Here is a 17,075-nt window from a genome sequence, read left to right as displayed (position 1 = left end):
CATTTTTGCAGCCTGTGCGTGAGCACGCTGGCTGCGGGGTCTTCTTACGGTAGTCCAGCCACTAAGATACCGGTGTTTCTATTCTTGGGCGCATCCCTCTTGCTGCAATCAATATTCGGTCGTTCGGTTTTGTTGCGTTTGCTGCTGGCATTGCTGGCGACTTGCGCCTTGCTGGTGCTGGATGTGGTGCAGCGCCCCCATCAGCCCCCGCCGGCGTTAGCGGCCTGGCCTGTGACCACGGCGGCGCCCGATTTGTCTACCTTGCGGGTGGTGGACCGTGGCCCCATTCCCATGCCTGAAGGCATGGCGGCAGCGCACGCCAGTACCTTGCTGGCCATGCCGGCGGGTCACCCGGCGGCGCTAACGGTATTCTGGTTTTCGGGTGACCGCGAGAGCGGTCCCAATGTGCAGATTGCCGCATCGCAATACCTGCGTGCCACCGGGCAATGGACGCCGGCGCGCTTCGTGGTGAATCGCTTTGCCATGGGCGAGCAGCTGGGTTTTGGGTTACGCCGCCTGGGCAACCCCGTGGCTTGGCTGGATGGCGATGGCCGCATCCACCTGTTTGTGGTGGCCACGGGCGGAGGTGGCTGGGCGGCGTCGCGGGTGCTGCACCTGCGCCAAAGCAGTGCAGGCAGCAGCTTGCAGGAATTGGCCTTTGCGCCAGTGCGCGTGCTGCCCTTGTCGTGGTTGTGGAACACCAGCTTTTTGGTGCGCAACGCGCCCCTGCGGCTGCAAGATGGTGGCATGGTCCTGCCCGTGCATTTTGAGCTGGGCCTGAAATACCCCGTGGTGGTGCGCATGGACGCACAAGGCAATTTCCGGGGGCTGGAGCGGGTGTCGCAACGCCCCTATGCGCTGCAGCCCACTTTGGTGATGCAGTCGTCCTCCAACTGGCTGGCCCTGATGCGCGACGAGCGCCCCCACGGCAAGATCATCGCCGCCGCCACTCAGGATGGCGGACGCCACTGGAACGACTTGCCAGACCTAGACCTGGACAACCCCGATGCAGCAGTGGCCGGGTTGGGGTTGGCGCCAGGGCAACTGCTGCTGGCCTACAACTCCTCCATCGCCTCGCGCGGCACGCTGGAACTGAGCCAATCCCGCGATGGCCGGCAATGGACACCCGTGCAGACGCTGGAGCATGGCGCGCCCGTTGATGAGTTTTCTTACCCGGCCCTGTTGTGGCAAGACGGCAGCCTGTGGGTTACCTACACGGTGGACCGCCATCGCATTGCCTGGGCGCGGTTGCAGCCCCGTGCGGGGAGTACGCCATGAACTGGCTGGATGCCGTGCGCGCCACGGACACTGCCCTGATGCCCACGCTGGTGGCGCAACAGATCTGGCTGCATCTGGGCTGGAGCGTGGTGCTGGCCTGGCTGGCGCTGGTGGTTGTGCAATGCGTCTGGCCCTCCGCACGCAGCAGTACCCGTTTGAGTGCCATCGTGGCGCTGGCAGTGGGGCTGTGGGCTTGGGTGCCAGGCACGGCCTCGCCGGCCTACTGGCTGGGTTTGGCGTTTCAGGCGCCCAGTATCGTGGCCGTGCTGCTGTGTGCGGGTGCCGTGGTGCGGCGCTTGCACCCAGGCGTTGCGCACAAGCTTGCTTTGGATGATGGCGCCTGGCGTACTGGCGACGTGATGGCGCTGTGCGTCTTGGGCGTGCTGGCCGGTTGGGCACTGCTGCTGGACAGCTTTGCGCTATTGCCGTTGCAGCTGTACGCCTGGGGTTTCAGCCCGTTGGCAGTGGGGGTCATCGCGTTGGCGGCATTGTTGCCGGCCACGCTGCTGGCGCCGCGCGGCACCGGCTGGGTTGGGCGCGTGGCCGTGGTGCCGGCGGTCCTGCTATTGCTGGTGGCTGCGCACCTGCCCACCGGCAATGCGTGGGATGCCGTGCTGGACCCTTGGCTGTGGCTGGTGCTGCAATTCCATGTGGGGCGGTTGCTTTGGAAAAACTATAAAAATAATAGCTGACTACGTATATTCGACGAGGGCTAGAACCCCATTTCGTTATGAGTCTTTAGCCGTAGCAGGCTGGCGCGTCACCAGCCATTCGTGGCGGAACAACCATTGCTGCGGGTACCACAGGTTGTCCAGGGTGATTTCGCCCTCCTTGTGGCGGCTCTTCACATGCCAGCGCGTGCCCAGCAGCGTGCAGTGCGGCAGGCAACTGGGCTGGCTTTGCTCCAGGCTGTCTTGCAACCACACCACCGCATCAAACTGGCCCAGCAAAAAAGCCAGACGCTCCGGTGCAGGCAAATCGGGACGCAGGGCGCCAGTGTTGCGGCCTTCGGCATCAAACGGGGTGATGCGCGCACCGGGCAGCACAAAGTGAAACCGTTCGTACTGGCCGGTAAAGCCATTGGGCACCGCCACGCGCTGGCCTTGCAGGCGGGACTGGACGGTGGGGCTGTAACCGGCGGCGTCGGTGCTCAGGGGTTGCACCATCAGGCCAAAGCTCGCGTACACCGCCAGCACGGCTACCAAGCTGGCGTTGCGGCACCAATTCTTATGAATAAATCCAATGCCAGCCCCCGTCAGACCAACACAAGCCGCTATCAAAGTCATAGTCAGTTGCGATGAACTGGCAATCTGCAAATCGCCCATCACCCAGGCAATGCGCGCCAGCATTACCAAGGCGGGCACCGTTATGGCCAGTGTGATCCAGTGCCAGAGGCGCGGAATTTTGTCCCACGCCAGCGCCATGACAATGGCCAGCGCGGGCATGGCGGGAATCAGGTAACGCTCCGAGCGCTGGCTGGGAATGGTAAAGACGATGAGCCACACCACCAGCCAGACCAACAACAGATGCATCGCTGGTGTGGTGCGGTTGATATTCGTGCGCTGCAATGCGGCTTTGAGCCCCACCCAGCCCAGCCCGAGCACAGAAAAGGCCATCAGCCCGGCGTTGACCGGGTAGGCCAGCAACTGGATCCACATGGGGTAGGTGCCAAACAGCGCGTTGTGCCAGTAGCCTTGGGAGTTGGACATCTTCCCGGCGTTCTCGGCCACCACAAACTCCTGCCAGACCGAGGCAGGGTCCGGGTCCAGCGCAAACCACAGCGCAAAAATGCCCACCGCCAGCACGGTGCTCCAGGTCACACCCAGCGTGGTGCGCACGACCACCGGCCAGGACCAGCGGGCCTCGCACAGCAAAACGGCGCACCACAGGGCAGCAGCGGTGGGTGCGGCCAGCGCAAACGACTTGTAGGCGCAACCCAGACCCATGGCCACGCCAAACAGCGTGTAGGTTCCATCGCCCCAGCTTTGGGCGCTGAAGCGCTGGGTGCCGGCGCGCAGGTGCTCCCACAGCAGCCACCACATGGGCAGGGCCAGCCAGAAGGTCTCGGGCGCCGAAGTCAGGTAGACCCGGCCGTAGCGAAAGGTGGAAAAGAACAACAGGTATAGCACCGCCGCCAGGCAGGCCGTGCGCACACGGCCACTGATGCGGTGGGCAAAAAATGCCAGCAAGGCCGTGGTCAAAAAGGTATAGGCAATGCTGGGCAAGCGCAGTGCGACCAGGTTCCAGTGTTGGCCCCAATCCCCCGCCACCATGGCTTGCCAAAACAACAGCGGCGGCTTGGTGTTGCGGGTGCCCACAATTTCGCTTTGCAGCGGCAACCAGTGGCCGGACTCAGACGTCATGCGGGCGATGTGGATGTACACCATTTCATCGCCATTGGTGGGTGCATAGGGGCTATTTAACCCGTACAGGTAGAGCCCCGTCACCATTACCAGCAGCGCCAACCAGGGCCAGGGTCGGGAAACTGTGGAGCGCGCGGACCGTTTTTCCGCCGGGCTGCCCCAAGGAAAAATGCGGCCCCCTTGGGGGGCAGCGACCCGCGTAGTGGCGGAGCGTGGGGGCGTCATTTCCCGCGGCGCTTGAAGGTCCAGCGGTCGTTGGCCAAAAAGTTGCTCACGCTGGCGGCAAGAATGGCGATGACGTTGGCCAGCCGGTAGTCCATGCTGCCCGACAGCAGCAAGGTCAATACATATTGCAACGCGCTGCCAAAGGCTGATGCCGTAACGTACTGGCCAAACTCGGTGCCCAGCATGCGCAGGCTCACGCGCGGGGCGGCTTCTTCGGCCTCCAAGGTTTGCACGCGGTCAGACCAGGTCCACAGCCGGTTCCAGGTGAAGTTGTTCAGCGTGGCCAGGGCAATCGCCAGGGCCAGTGAGAAATAGGGTTTTTTGTAGGACGCCTCAATGGCGTTGAACACATATTCGTGCCCCAGATGCAGCACCACCAGGTTCACCACGGTGCCGCTGGCGCCAACGATGCCGAACTTGATGTAGCGGTAGCGCTCAATCCAGCCCAGCGCCCACAGCGTGGCGCGTTGCAACGGCGAATGGGCACTCATGGGGTGGCGACTGCGGGGGCGTGCAAAAAGGCCAGGGCCTGTTGCAGCACCGGGTCGGGTGCGATGCGTTTGAGGCACTGGTTGTCACCATCGCAAAACGTCAGGCGGTGGTTGTAGGCCGTCAGGCAGGGCGAGCAGGCAATACCGCTTTCCAGAATGGTGGTGCGTTTGCCTAATGGGCCATACAGCTTGCCGGTCTCGGGGCCAAAGAACACCATGGTCTGGATCGGTGTGACCGTGGCGAAATGGCTGGGGCCACCGTCGTTGGTGATGAGAAGGGCGCTGGCATGCATGAGCATGAGCAGTTCGCGGATGCTTTTGGTGTAACCGGTGAGGTCAATGCAGGCGTCATGGCCCACCTGGGCTTTGAGTTCGCTGGCCAACGCCGCATCGTCTTTCAGGCCAATCAGTCCCACTGCATGACCCGCTGCGCACAGGCCCTGCACCACGCGGACGTAATGGGCGGCAGGCCAGGCACGCACGGGCAGGATGCCGCCGCCGGCATACACCAGTACCAGCTGGCGCGCCTGGATGACTGGGTGATCGGTCTCCACTTTGCTGCGGTAAACAGCAAGCTCTGTTGTGGAGAAGTGCACGGCCAGTTCGGGCTCGGCCGGGATCTCGCGGATGGCTGCTGCGCGGTTGCGCGGCATCCCGTCGGGTGATTGCAGCGCATCCACCAGCGACAAAAACTGCTTGCTGATGTGCTGGTAGGGGTTGTAGGGAATGGCGTGGTTGATGAAGCTGCCACGGTACAGCCCCTCTTGGGTGTGCGGCGTAAAGCCCACCCGAACCGGTGCACCGGTGGAAAATGACAACAGCGCGCTCACGCGCGAAAACAGCTCGCAGTCGATCACCGCGTCCAATCCCAAGCGGCGCATGGCCAGGCTCACCGCCAGAATGTCGCGGATGAGTGATCCGCCCGAGCTGTCGTCCAGCGTGTGCATGTGGGCGACGTCGGTCAGCGACAGGAGTTTGGAAACTTCCTGATTTTTCTTGAGTTGCAGGATGTGGATGGCCACACCCGGGTATTGGCGGCGCAACTGCGCAAACATCGGGCCGGCCAACACGATGCTGCCCATCTCGGACAGCAAAATAACCAAAATGTTCTTGGGTACTATGCCCATGCGTGCGGGTGCACCAAAAAGCCCGGTGAAGCGAACCCAGGCCGACACCACACCGCACAGCAACTGGCCAACCCAGCGGTCGATGAAGCGTTGTGTCTGCAGTTTCATGGTCTAGTCAGTTGGGGTCAGAGCACATCGCTTAAGCGAGTGGTCTGACCCACAAGCTTATTTCAATCCCGCAGCTACACGCAGCGCCTGGGCTTTGTCGGTACGCTCCCAGGTGAATTCGGGTTCTTCGCGGCCAAAGTGACCGTAGGCAGCCGTCTTCTCGTAGATGGGGCGCAGCAGGTCCAGCATCTGGATGATGCCTTTGGGGCGCAGGTCGAAATGCTCGCTCACCAGCTTGGCAATCTGCTCATCAGAGATAACGCCGGTGCCTTCGGTGTACACCGTCACGTTCATGGGTTGGGCCACACCAATGGCGTAGGCCACCTGGATTTGACACTGGCGCGCCAAGCCAGCGGCCACGATGTTTTTGGCAACGTAGCGTGCGGCGTAGGCGGCAGAGCGGTCCACCTTGGACGGGTCTTTTCCAGAGAACGCGCCACCACCGTGGGGGCAGGCGCCGCCATAGGTGTCGACAATGATTTTGCGACCGGTCAGGCCACAATCACCCTGGGGGCCGCCAATGACAAAACGGCCGGTGGGGTTGACCAGGTAGCGGGTGTTTTTAAGCCACTCTTTGGGCAGCACGGGTTTGATGATTTCTTCGATGATGGCTTCGGTAAAGCTGGCCTTCATGTGGGTCTGGTTTTCAGACTGGTCGGGGCTGTGCTGGGTGGAGAGCACCACGGTATCAATGCTGTGGGGCTTGCCGTCCAGGTAGCGCATGGTGACCTGGCTCTTGGCGTCGGGGCGCAAGAACGGCAAGCGACCATCTTTGCGCAGCTGGGCTTGGCGCTCCATCAGGCGGTGGGCGTAGTAAATGGGCGCGGGCATCAGCTCAGGCGTCTCGTTGCAGGCGTAGCCGAACATCAAGCCCTGGTCGCCGGCGCCGGTGTTGAGGTGGTCGTCAGACGCATGGTCCACACCTTGGGCGATGTCATTGGATTGCTTGTCATAAGCCACCAGCACGGCACAGCCTTTGTAGTCAATGCCGTAGTCGGTGTTGTCGTAGCCGATGCGTTTGATGGTGTCGCGTGCCACCTGGATGTAGTCCACATGTGCGTTGGTGGTTATTTCACCTGCCAGCACCACCAGACCGGTGTTGCACAGCGTTTCGGCTGCTACGCGGGACTTGGGGTCCTGCTTGAAAATCGCATCCAAAATGGCATCGGAAATCTGGTCAGACACCTTGTCGGGGTGACCCTCAGAAACAGATTCGGATGTGAAGAGAAAATCGTTCGCCATGTGTCAATACTCCAAAAAAACATCAAGTCGCGTTGCTTGGGCCTTGGAGCTTGCAGCGAACGCTTTAGCAGATTCGTCAAAATTGACAAGGCACAATGGCATCCCGATCAGGAATCACCATTATGTGGGTCGCCCTGCAAGTAGTTCCGTAACTCAGCGACAGCGGCCATTTTATCTCAGACAGGGCAGCCAATTGCATGCAATGACATCACTTTCGCCAGTGTGGGTATTGACCGGTGACCAGGAACTGTACCCGTGCTGACCCGTGGGGTACTCAAGCTGTTGGTTTGGTTGGGTCAATTGCCATTACCCGTGGTGCGGGCACTCGGTGTGGGGCTGGGCCTGCTGTTGTATGCGCTGGTGGCCTCGCGGCGCCGGGTTGTGCAGGTCAACTTGGGGCTTTGTTTTCCCCAATGGTCGGCGCCAGAATTGCGCGTGCAGACCCGCAAGGTTTTTGTCCGGTTTGCACAAAGCTGGCTCGATCGGGGCTGGCTGTGGCACGCCAGTGATGTAGTGCTTCGCAAGCGCTTACGGCTTGATGGCAATCTGCGCGCGCTTGACGGGAATACCCCCACGGTTTTGTTTGCGCCCCACTTTATGGGCCTGGACGCTGCCTGGACGGCATTGACGCTGCAGGTCCCAAGGCGTTTTGCCACCATTTATTCACCCCAAATGAACGCAGAAGCCGATGCCTGGATCCATGCTGGCCGCCAGCGGTTTGGGCAACCCAAAATGGTGGCACGACTGGACGGTGTCAAGCCCATCATCGCTGCCGTGCGCGCCGGCGAGCCGCTGTACCTGTTGCCGGACATGAACTTTGATCCGTCGGAATCGCTGTTTGTGCCCTTCTTTGGTGTGAGTGCCTGCACGGTTCCTTCGCTGTCGCGCTTCGCACGGTTGGGGCGGGCCCAGGTGGTTCCTATCGTGACCCAAATGACGCCAGAAGGCTATCGCGTGCAGGTGCTGGAGGCCTGGACTGATTTTCCCACGGAAGACTTGTTGCAGGACACTACGCGCATGAACCAGGAACTGGAGCGCTATATTGTGGTTGACCCAAGTCAATACTACTGGGTGCACAAGCGCTTCAAGGATCGGCCCAATGGAGAGGCACCACCCTATTGAGATGGCGGCACCACCGATCAAGTCGGTTACGTCGGATGGCAGAATCGCATTGCGTTTGCAGGAAATGGTTAATTTAACTAGGTAAGAGAAGCATGTTTAAAATTTTTACCAATTCTTTTATGCGTTCTTGCATCCTGTTGCTTGTTTGCGCTGGCTGCCAGCCGGCGTTCGCTGAAGACCATTGGAGCGTCAACTTCTATGGCTACCTGAAGCATGTTGACCGAGAGCCAGGATATCGCGAAGGAGGCATGGACTATTTTGGTGTTTCGAAAGAAGCGAGCTACGAGGCTTATCAATTTGATAGCGGTGCCAATACCTTTATTGATACGTTTGGAAAAAGAAGCTATAGCGTTTTCAGCGATGTCTCGCACGCCGATTTTGTTTATGGAATGCTCACTCCCATGCTGCGTCTGACTTGCATCCACAAAGGGCGCGGCTCAGATACCAGCCGAATGGTGACAAATTGTTATGCGGTGCCAAAAATCAGAATTGGTGCTCGCACAGGGCTATTTGCCGATGTGACGTTAATTCCGCAAATAGGTGACTATGCCGATGCGATGGGAATGGTTGAATTCGGATACAAGTGGTAGTGGGACAGGGCCATTTGTTCAGAATGGCTTTGGTGTCAAAAACTCCTGTAGGTAATGCATGACCAGTTCCGGTTGCTCGTGAATGATCCAGTGCGTGGCACCCTGAACTTTGTGCAGCGTGAGATCGGGAATGTAATGGTCCAGCCCCTGGATTAAATCGGGTGGCAATGCCACATCATCCATGCCCCACACCACTAAAGTGGGCAGGTCTATGGTGAGCATGCTGTCGGGCAGGTCGATGGCCGCAGCTGCCGGGTCTTCTGGTCGGGGCGGCCGCAGGGGTGAGGAGCGGTAGTAATTGCAGCCACCACGCAGCCCCTGAGACCAAACGGCGCGGTACTGGTCTTTCACCGCGTCGGTTAACCACGGCGTTGGGGCACCACCCGAAAACTCCTGAGACAAAAACTTCCACAGCCGTGCGAAATCGTTCTCGGTCAAGAGCGATTCCGCATCCTCGCGGATCAGGAAATTCATGTAGGCGCTGGCCTGTTGTTGCGCAGGATTGGATTTGAGTTCGCGCAAAAAGGTTCCGGGGTGCGGCGAGTTGATGATCGCCAGCTTGTCGGCAAGGTAGGGCAACTGGTTGGCAAAATTCCAGGCAATCGCGCCACCCCAGTCGTGGGCCACCAGGCATGCCAACGGCTGTGTACCGCCGGTTTCAATGGCGACCAAGGCCGCAATGTCCTGAACGAGGTGCTTGGGGCGGTAGGCGCTCACTTCCGATGGAGCGGAGGACTGCTCGAAGCCGCGCAAATTGGGTGCCACGCAACGGTAGCCGCCGTTCTCGGCTTTGGAGAAATGCGCCAGCATCGCATCCCAGACAAAAGCCCCTTCCGGGAAGCCATGCAAAAACACCAAAACCGGGCGACCGGGTTCGCCAGCCGATCGGCAACTTAGGGTGATGCCATGGGGCAGCGGCTGCAGGTAGGTGTTAATCATTCGGCGGGCGTTGGTGCCGGCGCAGGAGCTTCCAAGGTGACGGGTGTCTTCCCCTGGGGGTGGGCCCATTTCCACAACAGTTGGGCTACATCGTCAATGCCGATGCGTTTGGGGGCAGAAAACAGCATCACTTCGCCACCACCGGCCTGCAGCTTGGTGATGGACAAAACCTTGGCGGCCTCGCTGCGGGTGAGTTTATCGGCCTTGGTCAGGATGATCAAAAACTTCAGGCCTTCTTGTACCCGGGGGCGAATCACATCCAGCAGAATCTCGTCCAACTCGGTCAGGCCATGGCGGGGGTCGCACATCAGCACGATGCCCATCAGGTTTTCGCGGGTGACCAGGTAATTGGCCATGACCTGCTGCCAGCGAATTTTGTCCTGCTTGGGCACTGCAGCATAACCATAGCCAGGCAGGTCGGTCAGTACGGCGTCCATCACGCCCTGCTTGCCCAACGCAAACAGGTTGATGTGCTGGGTGCGTCCGGGTTTTTTGGAGGCAAATGCCAACTGCTTTTGCTGGGTCAGCGTATTGATGCAGGTGGACTTGCCCGCGTTGGAGCGCCCCACAAATGCGATTTCGGGCACATCCAGCGCTGGCAAAAAATGCAATTGCGGCGCGGTGGTGAGGAATTTGGCTGTGTGCAGCCATCCCAGGGCGATGGTCGCCGGGGACTTCTCGCCAACGCTGGGGGAAGGCTCGGGTCGCGAAAGTGGGGGGGTGTTTGGTTTGGTAGTCATTGTTGAAGGCGGGGGACCCGAGCCGGCATTGTAGAATGGTGCAGTTTTGCCCACTAAACACATTGCTCTACCATGAAGTTGATTGCCCATTTGCTTATCGCCGCCACAGCGGCTGCCGCGCCAATCTTTGCTTTTGCGGCTGACCCGGCGCCCGCGCCTGCAGCGCATGCAGAGGCGGCCCCAAAGGCTGCCAAGCCCGATTTGGTCAAGGGCGAGGCAATGTTTACATCGGTGTGTGCCGCGTGCCATGGCGCCGACGGCAACTCTGCCGTTCCGGCCTACCCCAAGCTGGCGCAGCAGCACCCAGAATACCTGGTCAAGCAATTGCAGGAATTCAAATCGGACAAGCGTGCCAACGCCATCATGAAGGGCTTTGCCACCATGCTGTCGGATGAAGACATGAAGAACGTGGCCTATTTTGTGGGCTCCAAGAAAGCCAAGGCGGGTGCGTCTACCGACAAAGACTTGGTCATGCTGGGTGAGCGCATCTACCGCGGCGGCATTGCAGACCGCCAAATTGCCGCCTGTGCAGGTTGCCACAGCCCCAACGGTGCTGGTATTCCTGCGCAATACCCCCGTCTGAGTGGCCAGTACGCGGAATACACCGCGGCCCAATTGACAACTTTCCGTGATGGCGGACGCCAAAACAGCCTGCAAATGACCCAAGAGGCAGCCAAGCTGAACGACCGTGAAATCAAGGCCGTTGCCGACTACATTGCCGGTTTGCGCTAAGCCATAGACCTTTTACGCCTTGGTTCTTTAGGGAACCAATCGGGCAGAAATCACCCAAAGAGGGCAGACTCACCGCAAGGTGGGCCTGCCCTCTTTTGCTGGTGCGTATTTTCCACCGTGGCCGGCGACCCATCTGTCAATCTAAGGATATGGACCATGCTGATCAAGAATCGCACCGACGGCTTTCAACACCTGGCAACCAGTGAGATCACGGACCGCGTTGTCTACGAGCGCAGGCGTGACCTGCTCAAGATGATGGCCACTGGTATGGCAGGTACGGCGATGGCGGGCTGGGCTTCGCGCCAGGCTCTGGCCGAAGGCGTTGTGCCGCGTGCGGGCAAGCTGGCCGCGCTCAATCCTCGCGCGTCTACACTGGCCGGGGCTTCCACCATCGAAAAGCCCACGAGTTACAAAGACGCTACTGCGTACAACAACTTCTATGAGTTTGGCACCGACAAGTCCGATCCGGCCGCCAATGCCCATACGCTGAAAACCACACCCTGGTCGGTCGAGATTGAAGGGCTGGTCAAGAAACCCGGCAAATGGGCGCTGGAAGACCTGCAGAAACTCAGCCCCATGGAAGAGCGCATTTACCGCCTGCGCTGCGTCGAAGGCTGGTCCATGGTCATTCCCTGGGTGGGTTATTCGCTCGCCGAGCTTATCAAGCGGGTTGAACCGCTGGGCAGTGCCAAATATGTTGAATTTGTCACCCAGGCCGACCCCAAGACCATGCCGGGTGTGGGTTCGCGCGTGTTGGACTGGCCGTATGTGGAGGGTTTGCGGATGGACGAAGCCTTGCACCCGCTGACCTTGTTGACTTTTGGCATGTACGGTGAAGTCCTGCCCAACCAGAATGGGGCACCCGTGCGGCTGGTCGTGCCCTGGAAATACGGGTTCAAGAGCGGCAAGAGCATAGTCAAGATCCGCTTTACGGAAAAACAGCCCGGTACGGCCTGGAACAAGGCAGCGGCCAATGAGTATGGTTTCTATTCCAACGTCAACCCCACTGTCGATCATCCGCGCTGGAGCCAGGCCAGCGAGCGTCGCATTGGTGAAGATGGCCTGTTTACCAAGAAGCGCAAGACGTTGATGTTCAACGGCTATGAGGCCCAGGTTGGTCAGTTGTACGCTGGCATGGATCTTAAAAAGTTCTACTGACCGTTCATGCAGGTATCGATTAACCGTTGGCTGCTCAGCCGCTTTGCCAAACCGTTTACTTTTGTGCTGGCGCTATTGCCTATCCTGTGGCTGGTGCTGGCCGCCGCCATGGATTGGCTGGGGGCCAATCCAGCCGAAGCACTGGAACGTTCTACCGGTGACTGGACTCTGCGCATGCTGTGCGTAGTACTGGCCATTACGCCGGTACGTACCGTTTTGCAGTTGCCAGGCCTGGCACGTTTTCGGCGCATGGCGGGATTGTTTGTCTATTTTTACGCGGTGCTGCACCTGCTGACTTATGCCTGGTTTGACATGGGTTTTGAGCTGGTAGATATCGCCAAAGACATCGTCAAACGGCCGTTTATACTGGTTGGCTTTTCGGCAGTGGTATTGCTGACACCACTGGCGCTGACCTCGTTCAATCGTGCTATCCGCGCGCTGGGTGGGAAACGCTGGGCCCTCTTGCACCGCCTGGTTTATGTCATTGCCGTGCTGGCCATTGTGCATTTCTTCTGGATGCGCGCAGGCAAAAACAACTTTGCCGAAGTGGCGGTTTATGCGTCCATTCTGGGGGTTCTGCTAGGTTGGCGTGTACTAAAACTTGTACGAAAAATAAGGCTACAGCCGCCGTCAATGTTACGTAAGCAGCTATCAAAAACGTAGTAATTGTTTGAAGCGACCAATTGATCTACCGTTGTACCTGGAGCGGTCAGAGCAGTTGTTCACCCCGCATCTGGTCAGCCAAGTTGTCGCGTTTGCGGATGAGGTGGGCACTGCTGCCGTCCACCAGCACCTCGGCTGCGCGGGGGCGGGAGTTGTAGTTGCTGGACATGCTCATGCAGTAGGCCCCAGCTGACAGCACCGCCAACCGGTCGCCAGCTTGTACCGCCAGTGGGCGGTCATGGCCAATCCAGTCGCCACTTTCGCAGACTGGTCCCACCACGTCGCACACGGGTGAGTCAGCTCGCGCTTGCTTGCTTTGCTCCAGCGGAACAATGGCGTGGTAGGCCTGGTACAGGGCGGGGCGGGGCAGGTCGTTCATGGCTGCGTCCACGATGCAAAAGTTCTTTTGTTCGCCGGGCTTCATGAACAGCACTTCGGTCAGGCAAACACCGGCATTGCCCACCAGCGAGCGACCGGGTTCGATCATGAGGAGGCGCTGGCCGAAGCCCCGTGCGTCCAGTTTTGTCAAAAGCTTTGCCCACAGGGTGTCGGCCGATGGTGGTGTGTCACCCTGGTAGTCAATGCCCAAGCCGCCGCCAAAGTCGATGTGGTGGATGGGTATGCCCGCTGCCTCGATGGCAGCAACCAGGTCCAGCATCCGATCCATGGCGTCCAGGTAAGGCGCCTCTTGGGTGATCTGGGAGCCGATATGGCAGTCAATGCCCACCACTGCCAAACCGGGCAACGAGGCTGCGTGCTGGTAGGTGGCCAATGTGCTCTCATGCGCAATGCCAAACTTGTTGCCCTTGAGTCCGGTAGAAATGTAGGGATGCGTCTTGGGGTCCACGTTGGGGTTGACGCGGATGCTGATGGGGGCAACTTTGTTTTCGGCCAAAGCCACAGCATTGAGTACGTCGATTTCCGCTTCGCTTTCTACGTTGAAGCAGCCAATACCGGCGGCCAGTGCCCGGCGCATTTCCTGGCGGGTCTTGCCCACGCCAGAGAAGATGATCTTGGCGGGATCAGCACCAGCGGCCAATGCCCGCTCCAATTCGCCGCCCGAGACGATGTCGAAGCCGCAACCGGCCTGCGCAAAAACCTGCAGCACGGCCAGCGAAGAATTGGCCTTCATGGCGTAGCAAATTTGCGATTTGCGCTCAGCGAAGCCGCGTTGGTAGGCTGCCAGTGCGGCCAACATCGACGCCTTGGAGTAGACGAACAAGGGTGTGCCATGGGTGGCGGCCAAATTGTCCAATCGGCAGTCTTCCATCTGAAGGTGGCCATTGGCATAGTGAATGTGGGGCTCGCCAGGCAGTGTGAACGGTGTCATGAATGGGGTTCAGATAAATGTCGGGGTGATATCGGTGGCTGACGATGTTCCTGCAGCGGGAACAGATCCTACGGGTGCAGGGCGTTTGGGCAAATACAGTGACCCAGTTTGCCCACAACCCGACAAGCTCACCATGCACACCACAAGGACAAGCGCGCTGACTAAAAGTTGCTTTGCTCTCAACATGGTGAAATTGTAATGACTGACACTGAATATCTGGATTTCGCCGAAGCCCTGCTCAAAGCCGTGGAGTCGGGCTGTGACCGCATCAACGACGAAACCGATGCCGATGTGGACAACCAGCGCGTGGGTGGCATGGTGACGCTGACCTTCTCCAACCACAGCCAGATTGTTATTAACCAGCAAAAACCGCTGCATGAAATCTGGATGGCCACCCGCGCGGGTGGCTTTCACTACCGTTGCGTGGATGGTCGGTGGCTGGACACCAAGGGGCAGGGCGAATTTTTTGAGGCCCTCTCCACCAACGCGACGGCCCAATCGGGAACCGAGTTGCGATTTACCCCTTGATCAGTTGCGAAACAGGTCCAGAATCTTCTTCTTTTCCTCGGCTGGAGGCAGTGCAATGGTGCCGGGTTCAGGGCTGTTTTCCAGCCCCATGCTAGAGACACCGGCACTCTTGGAAAATTCATCGTAGTACCACTCGCCGCCGACATTGACCACGCCTGCTGGCGGGGCTGGCTCCATCACCGGCACACCTTTGAGGGCACTCGCCATGAACGTGATCCACACCGGCAGGCTCAGGCCGCCACCGGTTTCACGGTCACCAAGCTTGCGGGGGGTGTCGTAGCCAATCCAGGTTACCGCCGTGAGTGTCTGCTGGTAACCTGCAAACCAGGCATCCATGGAGTCGTTGGTGGTGCCGGTCTTGCCGTAGATGTCGGGGCGTTTGAGGGTGGCTTGGGCACGTGCTGCCGTTCCAGAGCGTGTGACTTCTTGCAACAAGCTGGTCATCAGAAAGGCATTGCGGGGTTCAATGGCGCGTTGCTGGTTTTCCAGCACGGGCGTTTTGGTTTCGACCAAAACCTTGCCGCGTTGCTCGCTCACTTTGGACACCAGCCAGGGATTGACCCGGAAGCCGCCGTTGGCAAAAACGGAATAGCCCACCACCATCTGCATTGGCGTGACCGAACCGGCGCCCAGTGCCATGGTCAGGTAGGGGGGGTGTTTCTCCGGGTCGAAGCCAAAATGGCTGATCCATTCCTGGGCGTACTGGGGGCCAATGGCCCGCAGTACCTGGATGGAAATCATGTTTTTGGACTTGGCCAAGCCCCGGCGCAAGGTCATGGGGCCTTCAAAGGTTCCGTCGTAGTTTTTGGGCTCCCAGGGTTGACCGCCCGTTACGCCGGCATCAAAAAACAAGGGGGCGTCATTGATGATGGTGGAGGGCGTGAAACCCTTTTCCAGCGCTGCCGAATAGATGAAGGGCTTGAAGCTGGAGCCTGGTTGGCGCCAGGCCTGGGTCACGTGGTTGAACTTGTTTTTGGCGAAGTCAAAGCCGCCTACCAGCGCCTTGATGGAGCCATCGCGCGGGTCAATGGCGACAAATGCGCCTTCCACCTCGGGCAATTGGGTGATTTCCCAGGTGTCCTTCGGTGTCATGGCGACCCGGATGATGGCGCCACGGCGCAACTTGATATGCGGCGGCGCCTTGTCGGACAGGCCCGATTGGGCGGGTTTAAGGCCTTCACCCGTGATGTCCAGCGTAACACCACCCGCGCGCATGGCCTTGATGTGCTTGGTATCGGCTTCGAGCACGACTGCTGACATCACGTCGCCATTGTCAGGGTTGTCGTCCAGTGCATCGTTCACCGCATCTTCAGCTTCCTGAACATTGGTGGGAATGGTGACAAACTTCTCTGGACCCCGGTAAACCTGGCGTCGTTCGTAATCCATGATCCCTTTGCGCAAAGCCTTGTAGGCGGTGTTTTGGTCGGCGGTTCGCAGGGTGGTGCGTACATCCAGACCCCGGGTGTAGGTCTCGTCGCCGTATTGGGAATACATCAGCTGGCGCACCATTTCAGCCACATATTCTGCGTGAACCTGGTGGGTGCCAGTACCGGACTTGATCTTGAGTTCCTCGCTTTTAGCGGTTTCAGCTTCCTTTTCGGTGATGAAACCGTTTTCCAGCATGCGATCGATGATGTAGCGCTGGCGAATGCGGGCCCGTTGCGGGTTGCTGATAGGGTTGTAGGCAGAGGGCGCTTTCGGCAGTCCGGCCAGCATGGCGGCTTCGGCAATCGTGATGTCTTTCAGCGGTTTTCCATAGTAGGCCTCTGAGGCTGCGGCAAAACCATAGGCGCGGTTGCCCAGGAAGATCTGGTTCATGTAGATTTCCAGAATTTGGTCCTTGCTCAGGAAGTGCTCCAGCTTGAAGGTCAGCAAAATTTCATAAATCTTGCGGGTAAAGGTCTTTTCAGATGACAAATACACGTTACGTGCCACCTGCATGGTGATAGTGGATGCGCCCTGGCTCTTGGACTTGCCCAAATTGGCCAGACCGGCCCGCACCACACCCAGATAGTCGACCCCGCCATGTTGGTAGAAGCGGGCGTCTTCAATGGCCAGAACCGCGTTGGTCATAACCTTGGGAATTTCGGCAATGGGGGTGAGGTTACGTCGTTCTTCGCCAAATTCCGCCAGCAAATCGCCTTCTGCCGAGAAGATCCGCAAAGGCAACTTGGGGCGGTAGTCCGATAGATCGGAAATGTCGGGCAAATTGGGGAATGCCACCGCAAGCGCCAACCCAATGACGATAAGCAAAGACAGGGCACCAGCGAGCGCGATACCGACGCTCCACAAGACCAGCCGTAGCAACCAGTGCATGGAGGCGTTTTGTTTGCGCACTGGGGACGATTCGTTTTCAGGCGGATTAGGTGTGGAGGACATATTTACGGTAGCTGTGGGTCGCGCTGCATTATAAAAAGCAGACCTGTATCGGTGTGTTGG

General features: G+C 59.1%; 17 protein-coding genes. 8 read left to right on the top strand and 9 right to left on the bottom strand.

Annotated features, from left to right (window positions below; genetic code table 11):
• Positions 1–84: 84 nt before the first annotated feature.
• Together IPI80_RS01320 and IPI80_RS01315 are read left to right on the top strand one after the other, a co-directional pair.
• A complete protein-coding gene (locus IPI80_RS01320; RefSeq protein WP_413856410.1) occupies positions 85–1,278 on the top strand; it encodes an exo-alpha-sialidase in 1,194 nt (397 codons plus the stop codon).
• On the top strand, positions 1,275–1,970 hold the full coding sequence (locus tag IPI80_RS01315) for a hypothetical protein (RefSeq protein WP_413856408.1): 696 nt from the start codon (positions 1,275–1,277) through the stop codon (positions 1,968–1,970). Before IPI80_RS01320 ends, IPI80_RS01315 begins: the two co-directional genes overlap by 4 nt.
• Before the next feature lie 36 nt (positions 1,971–2,006).
• Here IPI80_RS01315 and IPI80_RS01310 read toward each other — a convergent pair whose 3' ends face one another.
• The 4 genes from IPI80_RS01310 to metK form a co-directional block, all read right to left on the bottom strand.
• Entirely contained in the window at positions 2,007–3,743 is a 1,737-nt protein-coding gene (locus IPI80_RS01310; RefSeq protein ID WP_413856406.1) for an ArnT family glycosyltransferase, read from the bottom strand.
• A gap of 119 nt (positions 3,744–3,862) precedes the next feature.
• Positions 3,863–4,357, bottom strand: coding sequence for a GtrA family protein (locus tag IPI80_RS01305; RefSeq protein ID WP_413856404.1), 495 nt, complete (start codon positions 4,355–4,357; stop codon positions 3,863–3,865).
• A complete protein-coding gene (locus IPI80_RS01300; protein WP_413856402.1) occupies positions 4,354–5,592 on the bottom strand; it encodes a glycosyltransferase family 9 protein in 1,239 nt (412 codons plus the stop codon). The genes IPI80_RS01305 and IPI80_RS01300 overlap by 4 nt, the downstream gene beginning before the upstream one ends.
• Positions 5,593–5,649: 57 nt before the next feature.
• Positions 5,650–6,834 (bottom strand): methionine adenosyltransferase, encoded by a 1,185-nt coding sequence (metK, locus tag IPI80_RS01295; RefSeq protein ID WP_413856400.1) that lies wholly within the window; start codon positions 6,832–6,834, stop codon positions 5,650–5,652.
• Between the two features lie 258 nt (positions 6,835–7,092).
• Here metK and IPI80_RS01290 point away from each other — a divergent pair, with 258 nt between their 5' ends.
• Positions 7,093–7,956 carry a lipid A biosynthesis acyltransferase gene (locus IPI80_RS01290; protein ID WP_413857558.1) on the top strand — a complete coding sequence of 288 codons (864 nt, stop codon included), beginning with the start codon at positions 7,093–7,095 and terminating at the stop codon, positions 7,954–7,956.
• A 92-nt stretch (positions 7,957–8,048) separates the two neighbouring features.
• Complete coding sequence (locus IPI80_RS01285) at positions 8,049–8,546, top strand: hypothetical protein (protein ID WP_413856398.1); 498 nt, start codon at positions 8,049–8,051, stop codon at positions 8,544–8,546.
• 18 nt (positions 8,547–8,564) lie between these two features.
• Here the strand turns inward: IPI80_RS01285 and IPI80_RS01280 are convergent, their stop codons facing one another.
• Together IPI80_RS01280 and yihA are read right to left on the bottom strand one after the other, a co-directional pair.
• Positions 8,565–9,485, bottom strand: a complete 921-nt coding sequence (locus IPI80_RS01280) for an alpha/beta fold hydrolase (protein WP_413856396.1) — start codon at positions 9,483–9,485, stop codon at positions 8,565–8,567.
• On the bottom strand, positions 9,482–10,225 hold the full coding sequence (gene yihA / locus IPI80_RS01275; protein WP_413856394.1) for a ribosome biogenesis GTP-binding protein YihA/YsxC: 744 nt from the start codon (positions 10,223–10,225) through the stop codon (positions 9,482–9,484). The genes IPI80_RS01280 and yihA overlap by 4 nt, the downstream gene beginning before the upstream one ends.
• 72 nt (positions 10,226–10,297) lie before the next feature.
• Between yihA and IPI80_RS01270 the strand changes: the two genes are divergently transcribed.
• From IPI80_RS01270 to IPI80_RS01260, 3 genes are all read left to right on the top strand, one after another.
• Positions 10,298–10,957, top strand: coding sequence for a c-type cytochrome (locus IPI80_RS01270; protein WP_413856391.1), 660 nt, complete (start codon positions 10,298–10,300; stop codon positions 10,955–10,957).
• Positions 10,958–11,113: 156 nt separating this feature from the next.
• Complete coding sequence (gene msrP / locus IPI80_RS01265; protein ID WP_413856389.1) at positions 11,114–12,115, top strand: protein-methionine-sulfoxide reductase catalytic subunit MsrP; 1,002 nt, start codon at positions 11,114–11,116, stop codon at positions 12,113–12,115.
• A gap of 6 nt (positions 12,116–12,121) precedes the next feature.
• Positions 12,122–12,778 (top strand): sulfite oxidase heme-binding subunit YedZ, encoded by a 657-nt coding sequence (locus tag IPI80_RS01260; RefSeq protein ID WP_413856387.1) that lies wholly within the window; start codon positions 12,122–12,124, stop codon positions 12,776–12,778.
• Positions 12,779–12,824: 46 nt separating this feature from the next.
• On the opposite strand, the gene lysA is transcribed toward IPI80_RS01260, so the two are convergent.
• A complete protein-coding gene (gene lysA, locus IPI80_RS01255) occupies positions 12,825–14,108 on the bottom strand; it encodes a diaminopimelate decarboxylase (protein ID WP_413856385.1) in 1,284 nt (427 codons plus the stop codon).
• A gap of 9 nt (positions 14,109–14,117) precedes the next feature.
• The gene (lptM, locus tag IPI80_RS01250; protein WP_413856383.1) at positions 14,118–14,294 is read right to left on the bottom strand and encodes an LPS translocon maturation chaperone LptM; all 177 of its coding nucleotides are present in this window, start codon (positions 14,292–14,294) and stop codon (positions 14,118–14,120) included.
• A 12-nt stretch (positions 14,295–14,306) separates the two neighbouring features.
• Here lptM and cyaY point away from each other — a divergent pair, with 12 nt between their 5' ends.
• Entirely contained in the window at positions 14,307–14,636 is a 330-nt protein-coding gene (cyaY, locus tag IPI80_RS01245) for an iron donor protein CyaY (protein WP_413856381.1), read from the top strand.
• Here the strand turns inward: cyaY and IPI80_RS01240 are convergent, their stop codons facing one another.
• The gene (locus IPI80_RS01240; protein ID WP_413856379.1) at positions 14,637–17,015 is read right to left on the bottom strand and encodes a penicillin-binding protein 1A; all 2,379 of its coding nucleotides are present in this window, start codon (positions 17,013–17,015) and stop codon (positions 14,637–14,639) included.
• Positions 17,016–17,075 lie beyond the last annotated feature (60 nt).

This window comes from Candidatus Aalborgicola defluviihabitans (genome assembly GCF_016705985.1).
Lineage (GTDB): Bacteria > Pseudomonadota > Gammaproteobacteria > Burkholderiales > Burkholderiaceae_C > Allorhodoferax > Allorhodoferax defluviihabitans.
This window is presented reverse-complemented; position numbering and strand designations above follow the sequence as displayed.